Raw genomic sequence first — 15,833 nt, 5'->3', positions numbered from 1 at the left:
GATTAAAATGTTTTTCTTGAAATTACGGATGTATCTATTAGTGGCAGTTCTTTTTGCGATCATATATGCGGTTATTGTTATGATTGGCTCGTATATGGGAGTAAGTAATTTTTATTTTTACCTCGGGCTTTCATTGGTAATGATGTTTATTCAGTATATGATCGGGCCTAAGATCGTTGAGTGGACGATGCGTGTTAAGTATGTCTCAAGGCAGGAATATCCAAGGCTTTATCAGATGGTTGAAGGCCTTGCGATGAGGGCAGGGATTCCGGCTCCAAGAGTTTGTGTTGCGCAAATACCGCTTCCCAATGCCTTTGCTTTCGGCAGGTCAATTAAAGACGGAAGGGTTTGTGTTACGGAGGGGATTTTAAACCTGCTTAACGAGGAAGAACTAAAGGCGGTATTAGGCCATGAATTAAGCCACCTTAAAAATAGGGATGTTTTAACAATTACGCTTCTTTCAGTTATCCCGATGATAATGTATAGGATCGCCTGGCAGTTTTTATTCTATGGAAGAAGGCGGGATGAAAGAGGAGGGAATACTGCTTTGATTGGGTTGGCAGCTTTTATCTTTTATTTTATAACTAACCTTTTGGTGCTTTACGCTTCTCGCATCAGAGAGTATTTTGCGGATAGAGGTTCAATTGAGTTAGGTAATAAGCCTTCAAGTTTAGCATCCAGCTTATATAAATTAGCCTATGGATCAGCTAGAATGAATAAAGATTCTATAAAAGAAGTGGAAGGATTAAAAGCCTTTTTTGTAAATGACCCTTCAAGGGCTTTGAGCGAAGTTAAAGAATTGAGCCAGTTGGATTTAGATAAAGATGGAACAATTGACTCAAGTGAGTTAATGTTGCTAAAATCCAAGAGTGTTAAATTAAACTTTGGTGACAGATTATTAGAGGCTTTGAGCACGCATCCAAACATGCTCAAAAGGATCAAGCAATTAAGCGAATATAAAGTTAGTTAACAGCCTGAAATATAATAAGATAAAGTAAGGCAAGAAGCAAAACCCGTCTTAGCAAAAGACGGGTTTTCTTTAATTGACAGAGGAGTAATTATAATATATAATTAAAAAACTATGGAAATAAATGAGATTATTCAGCAGAGAATAGACAAATTAGAGTCTTTAAAACAAAAAGGTATATCTGTTTACGATAGCGCTCCTAAAGAAAGAGTGGATATCGGCAGTGTTTTAAAGGATTTTCAGGAGGCTTCAAAAACCTGTGTTGCCGGTAGAATTACTGCTAAAAGGCAGCACGGTAAGGTTATCTTTATGGACTTAAGGGATACAACCGGCCGCCTCCAGCTATATATGAAAGCGGATATCATTGGAAAGGAAGTTTTTAGCCTTTTAGATGATGTTGATATAGCTGATTTTATGAGTGTTAAGGGAGAGCTTTTTAAGACTCACACCGGAGAGCCTACGATTAAGGTTGAAGAATTTAAAATCCTTTCTAAGGCGCTAAGGCCTCTTCCGGAAAAATGGCATGGCTTAAAAGATGTTGATACCCGGTATAGGCAGCGTTATTTGGATTTGGTCTCAAGCGAAGAAGTAAAGAAGGTTTTTTTACAGCGAGCTAAGATTATAAAAGCAATCAGGGATTATTTAGACGCAAAGGGATTTTTGGAAGTTGAAACTCCGATGATGCATCCTATCCCCGGAGGAGCTGCCGGCAGGCCTTTTAAAACTTTTCATAATGAATATGGTTTTGAGTTATTTATGAGGATTGCTCCCGAATTGTATTTAAAGAGGCTTTTAGTCGGCGGGCTTGATAGGGTTTATGAGATAAACCGTAGTTTTCGCAATGAAGGAGTTTCTACGAGGCATAACCCTGAATTTACCATGCTTGAAGTTTATTGCGCGTATGCTAATTTTGAAGATATGATGGACTTAGCGCAAAATATGATTACCGAGGCAGCAAGAATAGCTTTGGGGGACACTAAATTTGTTTATCAGGGCAAGACTATTGATTTGGCGCTTCCATGGACGAGGATTTCTTTTGCCGGAGTTGTAAAAGAAAGATTTGGTATTGAGCCAAAAGATGAGCCGGAACTTATGTTAAAGAAATTGCAGGAAAAAGGATTTGGTAAAGATGCGGTAAGGTTAAGCCGTACTCAGGTAGGAAAAATAATTGAGGATATATTAGAGCAGGAAATGAACGCTGGCCCGACATTTGTCACGGATTATTTTACAAGTATGTCGCCGTTGGCTAAAACTAAAAAAGAAGACCCTCTTATTTCGGAAAGATTTGAATTATATATTGCCGGCATGGAAGTCGGGAATGCTTATTCAGAGTTAAATGACCCTCGCGACCAGAAAAAACGGTTTGAAGAAGAAATTGGGGATTTGAATAAAGATGAAATGAAGACAGTGGACGAAGATTACGTTTTGGCCTTAGAACATGGTATGCCTCCCGCTGGAGGATTAGGCATTGGAATTGATAGATTGGTTATGCTCCTTACGGATCAACCCTCAATAAGGGAAGTAATTTTATTTCCTTTGTTAAGGCCCGATTAATATGCGTATTGAGTTGTTCATAAGCTGGCGTTATCTGCTCGCTAAAAGAAAAGAGAAATTCGTTTCTTTGATAAGCCTTATTTCAGTCTTAGGGATTGCTATCGGAGTTATGGCCTTGATTATTGTTATCGCGGTTATGACCGGATTTGACAAGGATTTGCGCGATAAAATTGTAGGCAATTATTCTCACATTACTTTAGCAGGATACAAGCCGCTAACTAATATTGAATACGACTCTGTATTAAAAAAAATAGCTTCAAACCCGCAAGTAAAAGGTATTAGTCCGTATGTTCAGGGGCAAGTTTTAATTAAAGAAGAAGCTAAGTATTTTGCCGTCAGCCTTAAAGGCATAAACCCTTTAACTGAGCCCCAAGTTACAAAAGTTAAGCAATATATTATCGCAGGAGATATTGATAAGCTTGGAGATGATGGAGTAATAATTGGAAGAGAACTTGCCGCTTATCTAGGCAAAAATCTGAATTCGCGTCTTACTATTTATTCTCCTCTTGGAAAGCAATATGATTTACGAGTCGCAGGAATTTTTAATTCCGGAATGTATGATTATGACCTTAATCTTATTTTTACAAGTATTAAGGCCTCTCAGGATATTTTAGGACTGCCTAACCAGATTAGCGCTGTAGCGATAAAGCTAAAAGACCTTTATTCCGCGGATAAGGTTAGAGAAGATTTGTTAAAGAGCTTAGGATTTGAATATAATCTAAAGACCTGGATGGAGGCTAATAGTAGTTTTTTCGCAGCGTTAAAATTAGAAAAATTTACTATGTTTATTATTCTTGCGCTTATAATACTGGTTGCTTCTTTTAATATCGCAAGTACGCTTATTGTAATGGTTGTTGATAAAACTAAAGATATCGGGATATTAAGAGCGCAAGGCATGGCAAGTTCCGGGATTAAGAAGATTTTTATGATGGAGGGTTTAATTATCGGTTTACTTGGGACTTTTCTTGGTTCCGCGGGTGGAATTTTGTTATGTTGGCTGCTTAAAAAATACCAATTTATCAAATTACCGTCGGACATTTACTATATTGACAGGCTTCCGGTTTCTATTGAGTTATGGCCGGATATGGTTTTGATTATTGCTAGCGCAATAACTATTGTTTTTATCTCTACTATTTATCCGGCAATTAAAGCTGCAAAATTAGAGCCGGTTGAAGCATTAAGGTATGAATAGATATGATTGAAGCAAAGAATATTCAAAAAGTTTATAGTGTGGGAAAAAGAAAATTACAAGTCTTAAGCGATATAGATTTGAAAATTAATAACGGAGAGTTTGTGGCAGTAGTTGGGCCTTCAGGAGCAGGAAAATCAACTCTCTTGCATATTTTAGGGGGGCTTGATTCTCCGACAACGGGAAGAGTTTTTTTTGAAGGAGAAGACATCTACTCTCTTTCCGACCGGCAGATTTCCCGTTTAAGGAATACAAAATTCGGTTTTGTTTTTCAATTTTATCATCTATTGCCCGACTTTACTGTTTTAGAGAATGTACTTTTTCCTGTTTTGATTAATCCTGAAGTTAAGATTGATAAAGCTGACCTTGTGCATAAGGCGAAAGAAACTTTAAAAGACGTTGGGTTGATAAACAGTATTACGCATTTCCCCGGGCAGTTGTCAGGAGGGGAGAAACAAAGAGTTGCTATTGTCCGCGCGTTAATTAATAAGCCGGATTTGCTTTTGTGCGATGAGCCGACAGGGAATCTTGATTCTAAATCAGGAGAAGAGGTTTTTTCTTTGATATCGGATATAAGCAAAAAAAATAACATGACAGTTGTTATGGTAACGCATAATGTTGAATTAGCTAAACAGGCAGATAAGATATATCATTTGAAAGATGGATTACTTGTTAGTTAACCTACCACACCTTTGCCTATCGGAAGGCAAAGTGTGCCCTTGGTAGGGCAATTGGGGCGGGCTGGTGCCCAGGGAGGAAATTATGAAAATTTATATTGATGGAAAATTTTACGATAAGAATAACGCGAAGATTTCAGTTTTTGATCACGGTTTACTTTATGGTGATGGAGTGTTTGAGGGGATTCGTTCCTACAAGCGTTTGGTTTTTAAACTAAAGGAGCATATTGAGCGGCTCTACGAGTCAGCGCATAGCTTAATGATTAAGATCCCCATAACTAAAGAGCAGATGATTAAAGCGGTAGTTGCTACGTTAAAAGAAAATAAGCTGGAAGATGCTTATATCCGCTTAATCGTTACCCGCGGAGAAGGAGATTTAGGTTTAGACCCGCGCAAATGTTTTGGAAGGCCCACGGTTATTATTATTGCTGATCGGATTGCGCTTTACCCGGAGAAATTTTATAAAGAAGGTTTGTCAATTATTACTGTTCCGACAGTAAGGAATCTTCCTGAAGCGCTTAACCCGCAGATTAAATCTTTGAATTATTTGAATAATATTCTTGCGAAGATTGAAGCGGTAAACTCTGGATGCGATGAAGCAATAATGCTTGATTCTCTTGGGTATGTGGCAGAATGCACGGGGGACAATATTTTTATCGTGAAAAATAATCATCTTTATACTCCTCCTCAATGTATGGGGACTTTAAGAGGGATTACGAGAGATTCTATTATGGAGATTGCAAAAAAAGCTAAAATTTCTGTGCATGAGCATGTAATTACGCGGCACGAGGTTTTTATCTCGGATGAGTGTTTCCTTTCGGGTACAGCCGCGGAAATTATTCCGGTAGTGAAAGTAGATGGGCGTATCATTGGAGAAGGCCGGCCCGGCAAGACAACACTTTCTTTAATGAAAAAGTTTAAAGAGATCACCAAGAAAGAGGGGGTTAGATATTAATGTTATGCGATGTCTGCGGTAAGGTTGCAGCTACTGTTCATTTGACAGAGATTATTAACGATCAGATTAATGAACTGCATTTATGTGAAGAATGCGCTCGCCAGAAAAGTGCTCAGATGGAACAGCAATTTGGCTTAAGCGATCTTTTGGCAGGCCTTGCTGATTTTGAAAAGCCTACCAAGGAAACGGGTGGAGCGACTGTCAAATGCCCGGGTTGTTCCCTGACGTACGAAGATTTTAAGAAAATAGGCAGGCTTGGCTGTGGGGAATGCTATGTTACTTTTAAAAAATATTTAGGGCCTCTTCTTAAGAGGATTCATGGTTCAATACAGCATATTGGAAAATCTCCTTTTGTTAAAGCTGAAAAGAAAACAAAGAGGAAAACTTTAGGCCTGCAAGAATTACGCCATAATTTACAGAAGGCAATTGATAATGAAGAGTTTGAAGAGGCAGCGAAGTTGCGCGATCAAATAAAAGAGCTTGAGATCAATCAATCAAATGATAAAAATGAATCCAAGGAAGATAATAAATGAAGATAAACGACCTTATTAATCACACAAGCGAATGGCTGAAAGGCACTGGCCCAAACTCAGATATCGTAATCTCAAGCCGTATCAGGCTTGCAAGAAATTTAGAGAAATTTCCATTTCCTCACTGGGCAAATAAAAAGCAGGGGGAGCTTTCTTTAAAAGCAATTGAAGATGCTGTAAACAAAATTGACCTCTTGAAGCAGACTACTGTTTTTAAACTTCAAGAATTAGATAGCGTTGATAAGCAGTTTTTAGTAGAAAGACATGTCATGTCTTTAGAGCATGCCCAGAAGTCTGAGTCAAGGGCTGTAGTTGTTGATCAGGATGAAGTTATCGCGGTTATGGTCAACGAAGAGGATCATATTAGGATGCAGGTTATGCAATCCGGATTTAATCTTTTTGAAGCATGGAATATAATTAATAAACTTGATGATAGCTTTGCCAAGGAACTCACCTTTGCTTTTTTGCCGGAATGGGGTTATCTGACAGCATGCCCGACTAACACTGGAACCGGAATGCGCGGATCTGTAATGTTGCATTTGCCAGCGTTAGTCATGACCCGCCAGATTGACAGGGTTTTGGCTGCGATTTCAAAATTAAGTTTTACAACGCGGGGATTATACGGAGAAGGCACGCAGGCAAGCGGCAATTTCTTCCAGATTTCAAACCAGCTTTCATTAGGGTTTAAAGAAGAGGAATTGATTGATAACTTAAGCGGCTTAATACGCCAGATTATTGAACAGGAAAATCAGGCGAGAGAAGCTTTGTTCTCCAAAAATAAAGCGGCGATGGAAGACAGGATTAATAGAAGCCTTGGGATTTTAAAGAGTGCACATATTATTTCAAGCCAGGAGACAATAGAATTATTGTCTATGGTCAGGCTTGGAGTTGATAGTAATGTAATTAAGGGCATAGACCGTAGGTCGGTAAACGAACTTTTTATAATTACGCAGCCTGCTCATCTGCAGAAAATAGAAAATAAAAAACTTTCTTCGGAAGAACGGGATGTGGAACGGGCAAAAATCATAAGAAGCAAATTAAGTTTAATTTAATAGGGGAGGCCTCATGTTTAATCGGTTCACGGAAAGAGCGCGTAAAGTAATCATTTTAGCTAAAGAAGAAGCAAGGCGTTTTAATCATGATTATATCGGTACTGAGCATATACTTTTAGGCCTTATTCGCGAAGGTGAGGGTGTAGCTGCTGCAGTTTTGCAAAAATTAGGGATTTCTTTGGAGAATATCCGCCTTGAAATTGAAAAGTTAGTCCAGCCCGGGCCAACGACTCAGATTATTGGCGATATCCCATTTACTCCCCGCGCAAAGAAAGCTTTGGAATTAGCTGCGGAAGAGGCGCGTTCCTTGGGGCATAATTATATAGGGACTGAGCATCTTTTGCTCGGCCTTATCCGTGAGGGAGAAGGGATTGCTTCGCAGGTTCTTCTTAATCTCGGGATGGATTTAAATACCGTTAGAAATGAAGTAATGGAACTTTTAGGCTCTGCTCTTCCGGGGATGAGCCAGCAGGGAACTTCGCAGGGAAAAACCAAAACTCCGGCGTTAGATGCGTTTGGACGTGATTTAACAGTGCTTGCTAAAGAAAATAAACTTGATCCGGTCATTGATAGAATCCAGGAAATAGAACGTGTTATACAGATATTAAGCAGGCGTACAAAGAATAATCCTGTTCTTCTTGGTGAGGCAGGAGTTGGTAAAACTGCAATAGTAGAAGGATTGGCTCAGGCAATTATTGCCGGAAATGTCCCTGATATTTTAAGGGGCAAGCGTTTAGTTGTGTTGGATCTTGCTTTAATGGTCGCAGGGACAAAATACCGTGGGCAGTTTGAAGAAAGAATCAAAGCGGTAATGGAAGAAATTAAACGCTCTCAGGACATAATTATTTTTATTGATGAGTTGCATACGCTTGTCGGCGCAGGGGCTGCGGAAGGAGCAATTGACGCCTCAAATATATTAAAACCAGCGCTTTCCCGAGGGGAGATGCAGTGTATCGGCGCAACTACAATGGATGAATATAGAAAATATATTGAGAAGGATGCAGCACTAGAAAGGCGTTTCCAGACAATTATGGTTGAGCCGCCGTCGGTGAGCCAAACCGTAGATATCCTTAAAGGCTTAAGGGATAAATATGAAGCACACCATCGTGTAAAATTTTGTGATGATGCTTTGGAAGCTGCAGCAAAATTAGCAGATCGTTATATCTCAGGAAGATTTCTTCCCGATAAAGCGATTGATCTAATTGATGAAGCAGGTTCGCGTGCACGTTTAAATGTCCTGGTTGTTCCTCCCGATATAAAGCAGCTTGAGCAGAAAGTTGAATCAATCAGAAAAGAAAAAGAGTCGTTTATTAAATCGCAGGATTTTGAAAAGGCCGCTTCTTTAAGGGACCAGGAGAGAGCTGCCCGCCTTGAGCTGGAGCAGAAAAATAAAGAATGGTCTCAGGCAAAAGATAAGATGTGCCCTGAAGTAACGGAAGAAGAGATTGCAAAAATTGTAGCACAGTGGACAGGGATTCCTATCTTTAGGCTTGAAGAGAAGGAAGGCGAGAAATTATTAAAAATAGAGGAAGAGTTGCATAAACGAGTAGTTGGCCAGGATGAAGCTATTTCGGCCATTGCTCATGCTGTGCGGCGTTCACGTGCTGGTATCAAAGACCCAAGACGGCCAATTGGTTCTTTTGTATTTTTGGGCCCGACTGGTGTAGGAAAGACTCTTCTTGCAAGGGCGCTTGCTGAATTTATGTTCGGAGATGAAGATGCCCTTTTGCAGTTGGATATGTCTGAGTATATGGAGAAGTTTAACGTTTCCCGTCTGATTGGAGCTCCTCCCGGATATGTCGGCTATGAAGAAGGCGGCCAGTTAACTGAAAGAGTGCGTCGCAGGCCATACGCGGTAATCCTTTTGGATGAAATTGAAAAAGCACATCCGGATGTATTTAATTTGCTGCTTCAGGTTTTTGAAGAAGGAAGATTGACTGATAGTTTTGGGAGGAAAGTTGATTTTAGGAATACGATAATTATTATGACTTCAAATGTAGGGGCTGAATTAATCAGGAAGACCGGCTCGCTAGGGTTCAAAACTCAAAAAGAAGAAATTACTTATCAAGAGATGAAGGATAAGCTCTTGGAAGAAGTAAAACGGGTATTTAAGCCGGAGTTTTTAAACCGTATTGATGATATTATTGTATTCAGGCCTTTGTTGAAAGAAGACCTGGTTGGGATTATTGATATTGAAATAGGGCATGTTGCCAGCCGATTAAAAGAGCAGAATATTTCGTTGGATATTGACCAGGAAGCAAAAGAGTTTTTGATTGAAAAAGGTTTTGACCCGGTTTTTGGAGCCAGGCCTCTTAAGAGGACGATACAAAGATTTTTGGAAGACCCACTTGCTTCCGAGATAATCTCAAAGAAGTTTAAGGAAGGCTCAAAAATCAAGGTTACCCGTAAGAATGAAGAATTGTATTTCGAGCTCGTGTAGTAATTAAATATGATGTTTACTCAATTTTTTATTAGTTTAGGCCGCAGGTTTATTGAGTTTTTACATTTTCTTGGCGGAAGCGCATATTTATTTGCGCAAACTTGCTATTTGTCATTCAAGCCCCCTTTTAAAAACCATAGAATTATTGAGCAGGCAAAAAAAGCAGGATATGACAGCCTTCCAATAGTTTCACTGGTTGCATTGTTTATCGGTTTTATTTTTGCTTTGCAAACCGCATATTTCATGCAGCGCATTGGCTCTGAAATGTATATCGCAAGTTTAGTTGCGCTTTCTTTGGTGCGAGAGCTTGGGCCTGTAATTACCGCGCTGGTCGTAGCGGGCAGGGTAGGAGCTGCAATTACCGCAGAGCTTGGTTCAATGCAGGTTACCGAGCAGATAGATGCCTTGGAAACACTTGCGACAAACCCGGTAAAGTATCTTGTAGTGCCAAGGTTTATCGCCTTGACATTAATGCTCCCCTTGTTAACTCTATTTGCTGATGCAATTGGGATTTTCGGTAGTTATTTAATCTGTACACTCAAACTTGGAATTTCTTCAAGTATGTATTGGAGAGTAACAGTGGACGCGGTATTGTACAAAGATTTATTTACCGGTTTATTTAAGACGCTGTTTTTCGGGATGATCATTGCTATCGTTAGTTGTTATGAGGGTTTTAATGTTGAAGGAGGGGCTGAAGGGGTAGGCCAGGCAACTACGCGTTCAGTTGTAACAACTTTTATACTTATTATTATCGCCGATTGTTTCTTTACGGCCATATTTTATTTTATATTTCCTTAAGAGTTTTAAAAAAATGATTGAAATTTCCGGTGTCGTAAAAAATTTTGGGGAACACAGGGTTTTGGATGAATTGAGCCTTAATATTAAAACGGGTTCAACTTGTGTGATTATCGGCCGATCCGGATGCGGAAAATCAGTATTGTTAAAGCATATTGTCGGAATCTTAAAGCCGGAAAAAGGCAGGGTTTCTGTTGAGGGGCAGGAAGTTTCTAAGTTGGATGAAAAAGATTTAAACAGTCTTCGTTTAAAAATCGGCATGGTTTTTCAGGGAGGGGCTCTTTTTGATTCTTTGACCGTAGGAGAGAATGTAGGTTTTGGTTTAATTGAGCATCAGCATATTGAACGAAAAGAACTTCTTGAAAGAATTGAAGAATCTTTATGTATGGTAGATTTATGCGGGATTGGAAATTTAATGCCTTCAGAGTTAAGCGGCGGAATGAAAAAGCGCGTTGCTTTGGCGCGTGCAATCTGCATAAAGCCGGAAATTATTCTTTATGACGAACCGACAACAGGGGTTGATCCTATTACTGCTGACAGCATAAATCAACTTATCAAAAATTTGCATGATAAATTAAAAGTAACTTCTATTGTTGTTACTCATGATATGAAAAGCGCTTATACGGTTGGAGACAGGATTGCAATGATGTATAAGGGCAAGATTATCGCAGAAGGTAACCCCGGAGAGATCCAGAATTCCGACAATCCGGTTGTCCATCAGTTTATCAATGGGCTTTCAAAAGGGCCTATTACTGAAACTTTAGAATAATGGAGGAAGTAAAATGATATTTGGCAAAACTAAATTAGAGTTAAAGGTGGGTATTTTTGTTTTTGTCGGCCTTGTTCTTTTATCTATATTTATTTTGTCTATTGGGGGTTTTAAAACCTGGGCTAATGGTTACCGGGTGAATTTTATGTTTGGGTTTAGTAATGGCGTTAAAGTCGGAGCTCCCGTAAGGTTTGCTGGTGTTGATGTGGGAGTTGTGAAAAATATCCGCTTTTTTATTATACCTGAAGAAAAAAAGACTCGGGTAAAAATAGAGACTTGGGTTAAAGAAAAGGTAAAAATTCCAAAGGACTCTACTGTTTGGGTAAATACCTTAGGCCTTTTAGGTGAAAAATATATTGAGATTATGCCGGGGAAAGATTATGTAAATTTTCTTGCCGCTAATGAAGAGTTGGCTGGCCAGGACCCAATCTCTATGCAGGAAGTAGGGGCCTTGGCAATGAAAGTGGTTACTGACGCGGATGATACTTTGTTAAAAATAAATAAAGGGCAGGGAACCATCGGCAAGCTTCTTAATGATGATACTATGTATAAAGAGTTTGAGGCGTTTGCAACCGATATCCGAAAGCATCCCTGGAAGTTGATTTGGAAGACGAAGGAGAATAAGTAGTAATTAGCAATAGGAATAGAATGAAGACAAAGACAATATTCAGTTGTTCAAGTTGCGGATATCAGTCTCCAAAATGGCTCGGGAAATGCCCGGATTGTAATAGCTGGAATTCGTTTCTAGAGGAAGATTATGCTCAAGAAGTGCCCGGAGACAATCAGAAGAGTTCTTTGTATAAGGATGCACCAGTTCTTTTAAAAAATGTTGAGGCTGGAGAAGAATCTCGTCTTAAGACCGGAATCGTTGAGCTTGATAGGGTTTTAGGAGGCGGGATAGTAAATGGTTCGGTAATCCTAATCGGTGGAGATCCTGGGATAGGAAAATCTACAATTTCGCTTCAGATCTCGCATCAGTTGGCAAAAACCGGAAAAACAATTCTTTATATAAGCGGAGAAGAATCTGTTGCTCAGACTAAGTTAAGGGCAAAGCGTTTAGGTAGCGTTGATTCAGAGAGCCTTTATATTGTAAATCAAACGGACCTTTCTTTAATTACTGAACACATTAAGAAAATTGCTCCTGATGTGGTCATTGTTGATTCCATACAGGTTATTTTTGATCCGGCAATTACTTCTGCGGCGGGAAGCGTTAGCCAAGTTAGAGAATGTGCAAGTATTTTGACCCAGATAGCCAAGTCTTGCGGGATTCCGGTTTTTATAATCGGGCATGTAACAAAAGAAGGGGCAATCGCTGGCCCAAGGGTGCTAGAGCATATCGTTGATACGGTGCTTTACTTTGAGGGCGACAGGTTTGCATTATATAGAATCTTACGTGCTGTTAAGAATAGGTTCGGCTCAACAAATGAGATAGGCGTATTTGAGATGACTCAAGGAGGGCTTAAAGAAGTAAAAAATCCTTCCGAGATTTTTCTTTCTGAGAAGCCACGAGGTGTTTCAGGTTCCGTTGTAACTGCTGTTTTAGAGGGAACGCGCCCGTTATTGGTTGAAATTCAGGCTTTGGTAAGTAAAACAAATTTTGGGTTTCCTATCAGGAAAGCACAGGGGTTTGATTCCAATCGTCTTAATCTTCTGGTTGCGGTTTTAGAAAAAAGAATTGGCCTGCACCTTGAAACAGAAGATATATTTTTAAATGTAGCCGGAGGGATTAAAATAGAAGACCCGGCTGCGGATTTGGCAGTTTGTATTGCGGTTGCGAGCGCTTTTAAAGAACAGGTAGTTATGGAAGACGCAATTTTCTTAGGAGAAGTAGGGTTAAGTGGCGAAATTAGAAGTGTTTCAAATGCGAGTTTACGTATTAATGAAGCGGAAAAACTTGGATTTAAGCATTGTATTTTGCCGCAAAATATTTATAAGAACTTAACTCAAAAGAAAGAAAAGATAAAGTTAATCCCGGTGTCTACATTAAAAGAGGCATTGGATGTTGTACTGTCCCCAAACCTATAGGATGGTTTGGGATGAGCTTGTGCTCTAGGAGGTAAAAATATGAATGTACTATTGGCACGCATTCTTTTTATCGTAGGAAGCATGATGGTTGGCTACCAGTCTTTAGCAGCAAAAAACATTGGCCATATTGGAATAGCGATTGGTGGAGGGGCTGCTCTTATAATGATACTTCTTGAAATTGGCTTACGTAAGGTTTCAGTAAGCGGGTTATCAAGTGCGGTATTCGGCCTTATATTAGGCTTAATTATGGCTAAACTTGTAGGAGACGCTTTTACGCTTTCTCCTGCTATTGACCAGGAAACTTTAAGTGTTATTAGGGTTACTTTGACGCTGATATTTTGTTATCTGGGGATGGTTATGGCTTTACGCGGCAAAGATGAATTTAATATAATTATCCCTTATGTCAGATTGCGCCGGCAGGACCAGCCCGAGGAAATCGCGGTAATGGATACCAGCGTAATTATTGACGGAAGAATCGTTGATATCTGTAAATCAAGATTTTTAGGAGGGAAAATAATTATTCCAAGGTTTGTTTTAAAAGAATTGCAGCAGATTGCAGATTCAACTGACCCTATGAAACGCCAGCGCGGCCGGCGTGGGCTTGAAATGTTGCATACTCTTCAGAAGGAGCAAGGCCTTGATATTTCAATTTCAGAAGAAGATTTTCCGGAGACTCAGGAAGTTGACGCTAAACTCGTTAAATTAGCCAAATTATTAGCAGCTAAAATTTTAACGGTTGATTTTAACTTAAACCGTGTTGCCGGAATTCAGGGAATAAAGGTTTTAAATATTAATGAGCTGGCAAATGCCCTTAAGCCTGTTGTCTTTCCTGGTGAGCATATGCAGATTAAATTGATTAAAGAAGGCAAGGAGCATAATCAGGCTGTAGGTTATTTAGATGATGGCACAATGGTGGTTGTTGAAGATGCGCGCCGGCTTCTTGGGCAAGATGTGAAAGTGGCAGTAACTTCTGTGCTGCAGACTCAGGCAGGAAGGATGATTTTTACAAAGATTGAGAAATAGTTATGTTTGTAAGCGCTATAGTTTTGGCTGCAGGACAGGGTAAAAGGTTTAAATGCAGAACTTCGAAACCTCTGGTGCGCATTGGGAATAATTCAATAATAAAATATTCTCTAAAGACTCTTTCGGAAATTCCTTACGTAAAGAGCATTATTGTTGTGGGGAATCGTTATAACCTTAAGGGGGTATTAAGAGAAGTTAAGGATTTTAAGAAAGTTAGAGAAGTTGTTTTAGGTGGTAAAGAGCGACAGGATTCGGTAATGAATGGGTTAAAGAGCGTGGAGAATAATGCGGATTTGATTTTAATTCATGATGCAGCCCGTCCATTTGTAAGCAAAACAGATGTTTGTCTGGTTATTAAAGAGGCTAAAAAAACCGGTGCTGCAATCTTAGGAGTTCCGGTAAAGGCGACGATAAAAGAAGGCACAAGGCACAAGGTACAAGGCAGAAGTAAAGACGTAGTAAAGAAGACATTAGATAGAAGCTGTTTGTGGGAAATACATACGCCGCAGGTTTTTAAAAAAGAGATTATATTAGAGGCGTTTAAGAAGTATGCAAGATTGCCGGTTACCGATGATTCTATGTTGGTTGAAAAGCTGGGAAAGAAAGTAAGCCTGGTTAAGGGCTCTTATAATAATATAAAAATAACGACTCCAGAAGACAGGAGAATAGCAAAAGCAATATGTCACTTAGGATAGGTATAGGTTATGATATTCATCGTTTAGTAAGCGGCCGTAAACTTTTTTTAGGCGGCATCGAGATTCCGTTTAAGAAAGGTTTATTGGGACACTCCGATGGAGACGTGCTTTTGCATGCAATATGCGATGCTTTGTTGGGAGCAGTTGCACAAGGAGATATCGGAGCACATTTCCCGGACACTGAGCCAATATTCCAAGGGATTGCTAGCACAGAGTTATTAATTAAGGTTTATGAGATTATAAAAGACAAAGGTTATAGCATTAATAATATTGATGCAGTAGTTATAACCGAAGAGCCAAAGTTATCAGGCCACAAAGAAAACATGCAAAAAGAGATTGCGCGCATTATTGGCATAAATGAAGATAGTGTTAGCGTAAAGGCTAAGACAAATGAGAAGCTTGGAGAAATAGGGAAAAAACAGGCTATCGCAAGTTTTGCCGTTGTATTGTTAGAAAAAGGAGAATAAGATGACTTGCCTTTTAAATATACTATTAATTTTAATTGCTTTAGGAGTAATTAAATTATTACTTATTTCTATATTTTTTTACGGGGATATAAAGATTGCGCAAAAAAGAGACCCTGCAGCAAAAAGTTTCTTAGAGATTTTGCTTCTTTACCAGGGTTTGCATGCGTTAGTTAGCTATCGCGTTGCTCATTTCTTCTATAAAATTAATTTATTCTTTTTTGCGCGTTTTATAAGACAGATTGCAAGATTCTTTACTGGAATAGAGATACATCCGGGTGCAAAAATCGGTAAAAGGTTTTTTATCGACCACGGGATGGGGGTTGTGGTTGGAGAAACTGCAATAATTGGTGATGATGTTTTGCTATATCAAGGCGTTACACTCGGAGGAACAGGCCTTGAAAAAGGTAAACGGCACCCGACAATTGGGAATAATGTGGTAATTGGAGGAGGGGCGAAGGTATTAGGAAATATCACCATAGGGGATAATTCATATATTGGTGCAAATGCAGTTGTGATCAAGGATGTCCCTTCAAATTCAACAGTAGTAGGTGTTCCCGGAAGGATCACTAAGCAGGAAGGCAAGAAGATTGATATTAGCCTAGACCATATCCATATATTAGACCCGATAATGCAGCAAATGGAAGAATTAGAGAAAAGAATTGAAGATTTAGAAAAAAATAAATAATTCAAACGGC

Annotated in this window: 16 protein-coding genes; all 16 read left to right on the top strand. The window is 39.3% G+C overall.

Translation table 11 applies throughout. The annotated features are described in order from the left end of the window. Positions 1-7 precede the first annotated feature (7 nt). The 16 genes from PHO70_04700 to cysE all read left to right on the top strand — a co-directional run bounded on the left by PHO70_04700 (position 8) and on the right by cysE (position 15,823). Positions 8-970: a zinc metalloprotease HtpX gene (locus tag PHO70_04700; protein ID MDD5432269.1), complete on the top strand. Its 963-nt coding sequence runs from the start codon at positions 8-10 to the stop codon at positions 968-970. Between the two features lie 111 nt (positions 971-1,081). Continuing rightward, positions 1,082-2,521, top strand: coding sequence for a lysine--tRNA ligase (lysS, locus tag PHO70_04695; GenBank protein ID MDD5432268.1), 1,440 nt, complete (start codon positions 1,082-1,084; stop codon positions 2,519-2,521). Position 2,522: 1 nt separating this feature from the next. Then, positions 2,523-3,713, top strand: coding sequence for an ABC transporter permease (locus PHO70_04690; protein MDD5432267.1), 1,191 nt, complete (start codon positions 2,523-2,525; stop codon positions 3,711-3,713). A gap of 2 nt (positions 3,714-3,715) precedes the next feature. Further along, on the top strand, positions 3,716-4,390 hold the full coding sequence (locus PHO70_04685; protein MDD5432266.1) for an ABC transporter ATP-binding protein: 675 nt from the start codon (positions 3,716-3,718) through the stop codon (positions 4,388-4,390). 82 nt (positions 4,391-4,472) lie between these two features. Next, the gene (gene ilvE / locus PHO70_04680) at positions 4,473-5,342 is read left to right on the top strand and encodes a branched-chain-amino-acid transaminase (protein MDD5432265.1); all 870 of its coding nucleotides are present in this window, start codon (positions 4,473-4,475) and stop codon (positions 5,340-5,342) included. After that, positions 5,342-5,875, top strand: coding sequence for a UvrB/UvrC motif-containing protein (locus PHO70_04675; GenBank protein MDD5432264.1), 534 nt, complete (start codon positions 5,342-5,344; stop codon positions 5,873-5,875). Before ilvE ends, PHO70_04675 begins: the two co-directional genes overlap by 1 nt. Beyond that, positions 5,872-6,924, top strand: coding sequence for a protein arginine kinase (locus PHO70_04670; GenBank protein MDD5432263.1), 1,053 nt, complete (start codon positions 5,872-5,874; stop codon positions 6,922-6,924). Before PHO70_04675 ends, PHO70_04670 begins: the two co-directional genes overlap by 4 nt. 13 nt (positions 6,925-6,937) lie before the next feature. Next, the gene (locus PHO70_04665; protein ID MDD5432262.1) at positions 6,938-9,364 is read left to right on the top strand and encodes an ATP-dependent Clp protease ATP-binding subunit; all 2,427 of its coding nucleotides are present in this window, start codon (positions 6,938-6,940) and stop codon (positions 9,362-9,364) included. 9 nt (positions 9,365-9,373) lie between these two features. Then, entirely contained in the window at positions 9,374-10,162 is a 789-nt protein-coding gene (locus PHO70_04660; protein ID MDD5432261.1) for an ABC transporter permease, read from the top strand. 13 nt (positions 10,163-10,175) lie between these two features. After that, positions 10,176-10,928, top strand: coding sequence for an ABC transporter ATP-binding protein (locus tag PHO70_04655; GenBank protein MDD5432260.1), 753 nt, complete (start codon positions 10,176-10,178; stop codon positions 10,926-10,928). Positions 10,929-10,941: 13 nt separating this feature from the next. Then, positions 10,942-11,556 (top strand): MlaD family protein, encoded by a 615-nt coding sequence (locus PHO70_04650; protein MDD5432259.1) that lies wholly within the window; start codon positions 10,942-10,944, stop codon positions 11,554-11,556. Positions 11,557-11,576: 20 nt separating this feature from the next. After that, positions 11,577-12,953 carry a DNA repair protein RadA gene (gene radA / locus PHO70_04645; protein ID MDD5432258.1) on the top strand — a complete coding sequence of 459 codons (1,377 nt, stop codon included), beginning with the start codon at positions 11,577-11,579 and terminating at the stop codon, positions 12,951-12,953. Positions 12,954-12,992: 39 nt separating this feature from the next. Continuing rightward, positions 12,993-13,976 (top strand): PIN domain nuclease, encoded by a 984-nt coding sequence (locus tag PHO70_04640; protein ID MDD5432257.1) that lies wholly within the window; start codon positions 12,993-12,995, stop codon positions 13,974-13,976. 2 nt (positions 13,977-13,978) lie between these two features. Then, positions 13,979-14,671 (top strand): 2-C-methyl-D-erythritol 4-phosphate cytidylyltransferase, encoded by a 693-nt coding sequence (gene ispD / locus PHO70_04635; protein MDD5432256.1) that lies wholly within the window; start codon positions 13,979-13,981, stop codon positions 14,669-14,671. Further along, positions 14,656-15,138, top strand: a complete 483-nt coding sequence (ispF, locus tag PHO70_04630) for a 2-C-methyl-D-erythritol 2,4-cyclodiphosphate synthase (GenBank protein ID MDD5432255.1) — start codon at positions 14,656-14,658, stop codon at positions 15,136-15,138. The genes ispD and ispF overlap by 16 nt, the downstream gene beginning before the upstream one ends. Position 15,139: 1 nt before the next feature. Next, the gene (gene cysE, locus PHO70_04625) at positions 15,140-15,823 is read left to right on the top strand and encodes a serine O-acetyltransferase (GenBank protein MDD5432254.1); all 684 of its coding nucleotides are present in this window, start codon (positions 15,140-15,142) and stop codon (positions 15,821-15,823) included. Positions 15,824-15,833 lie beyond the last annotated feature (10 nt).

The organism is Candidatus Omnitrophota bacterium (assembly GCA_028715415.1).
GTDB lineage: Bacteria > Omnitrophota > Gorgyraeia > Gygaellales > Profunditerraquicolaceae > JAQURX01.
The sequence above is the reverse complement of the archived record's forward strand: the minus strand, read 5'-3'. Positions and strand labels throughout refer to the sequence as shown.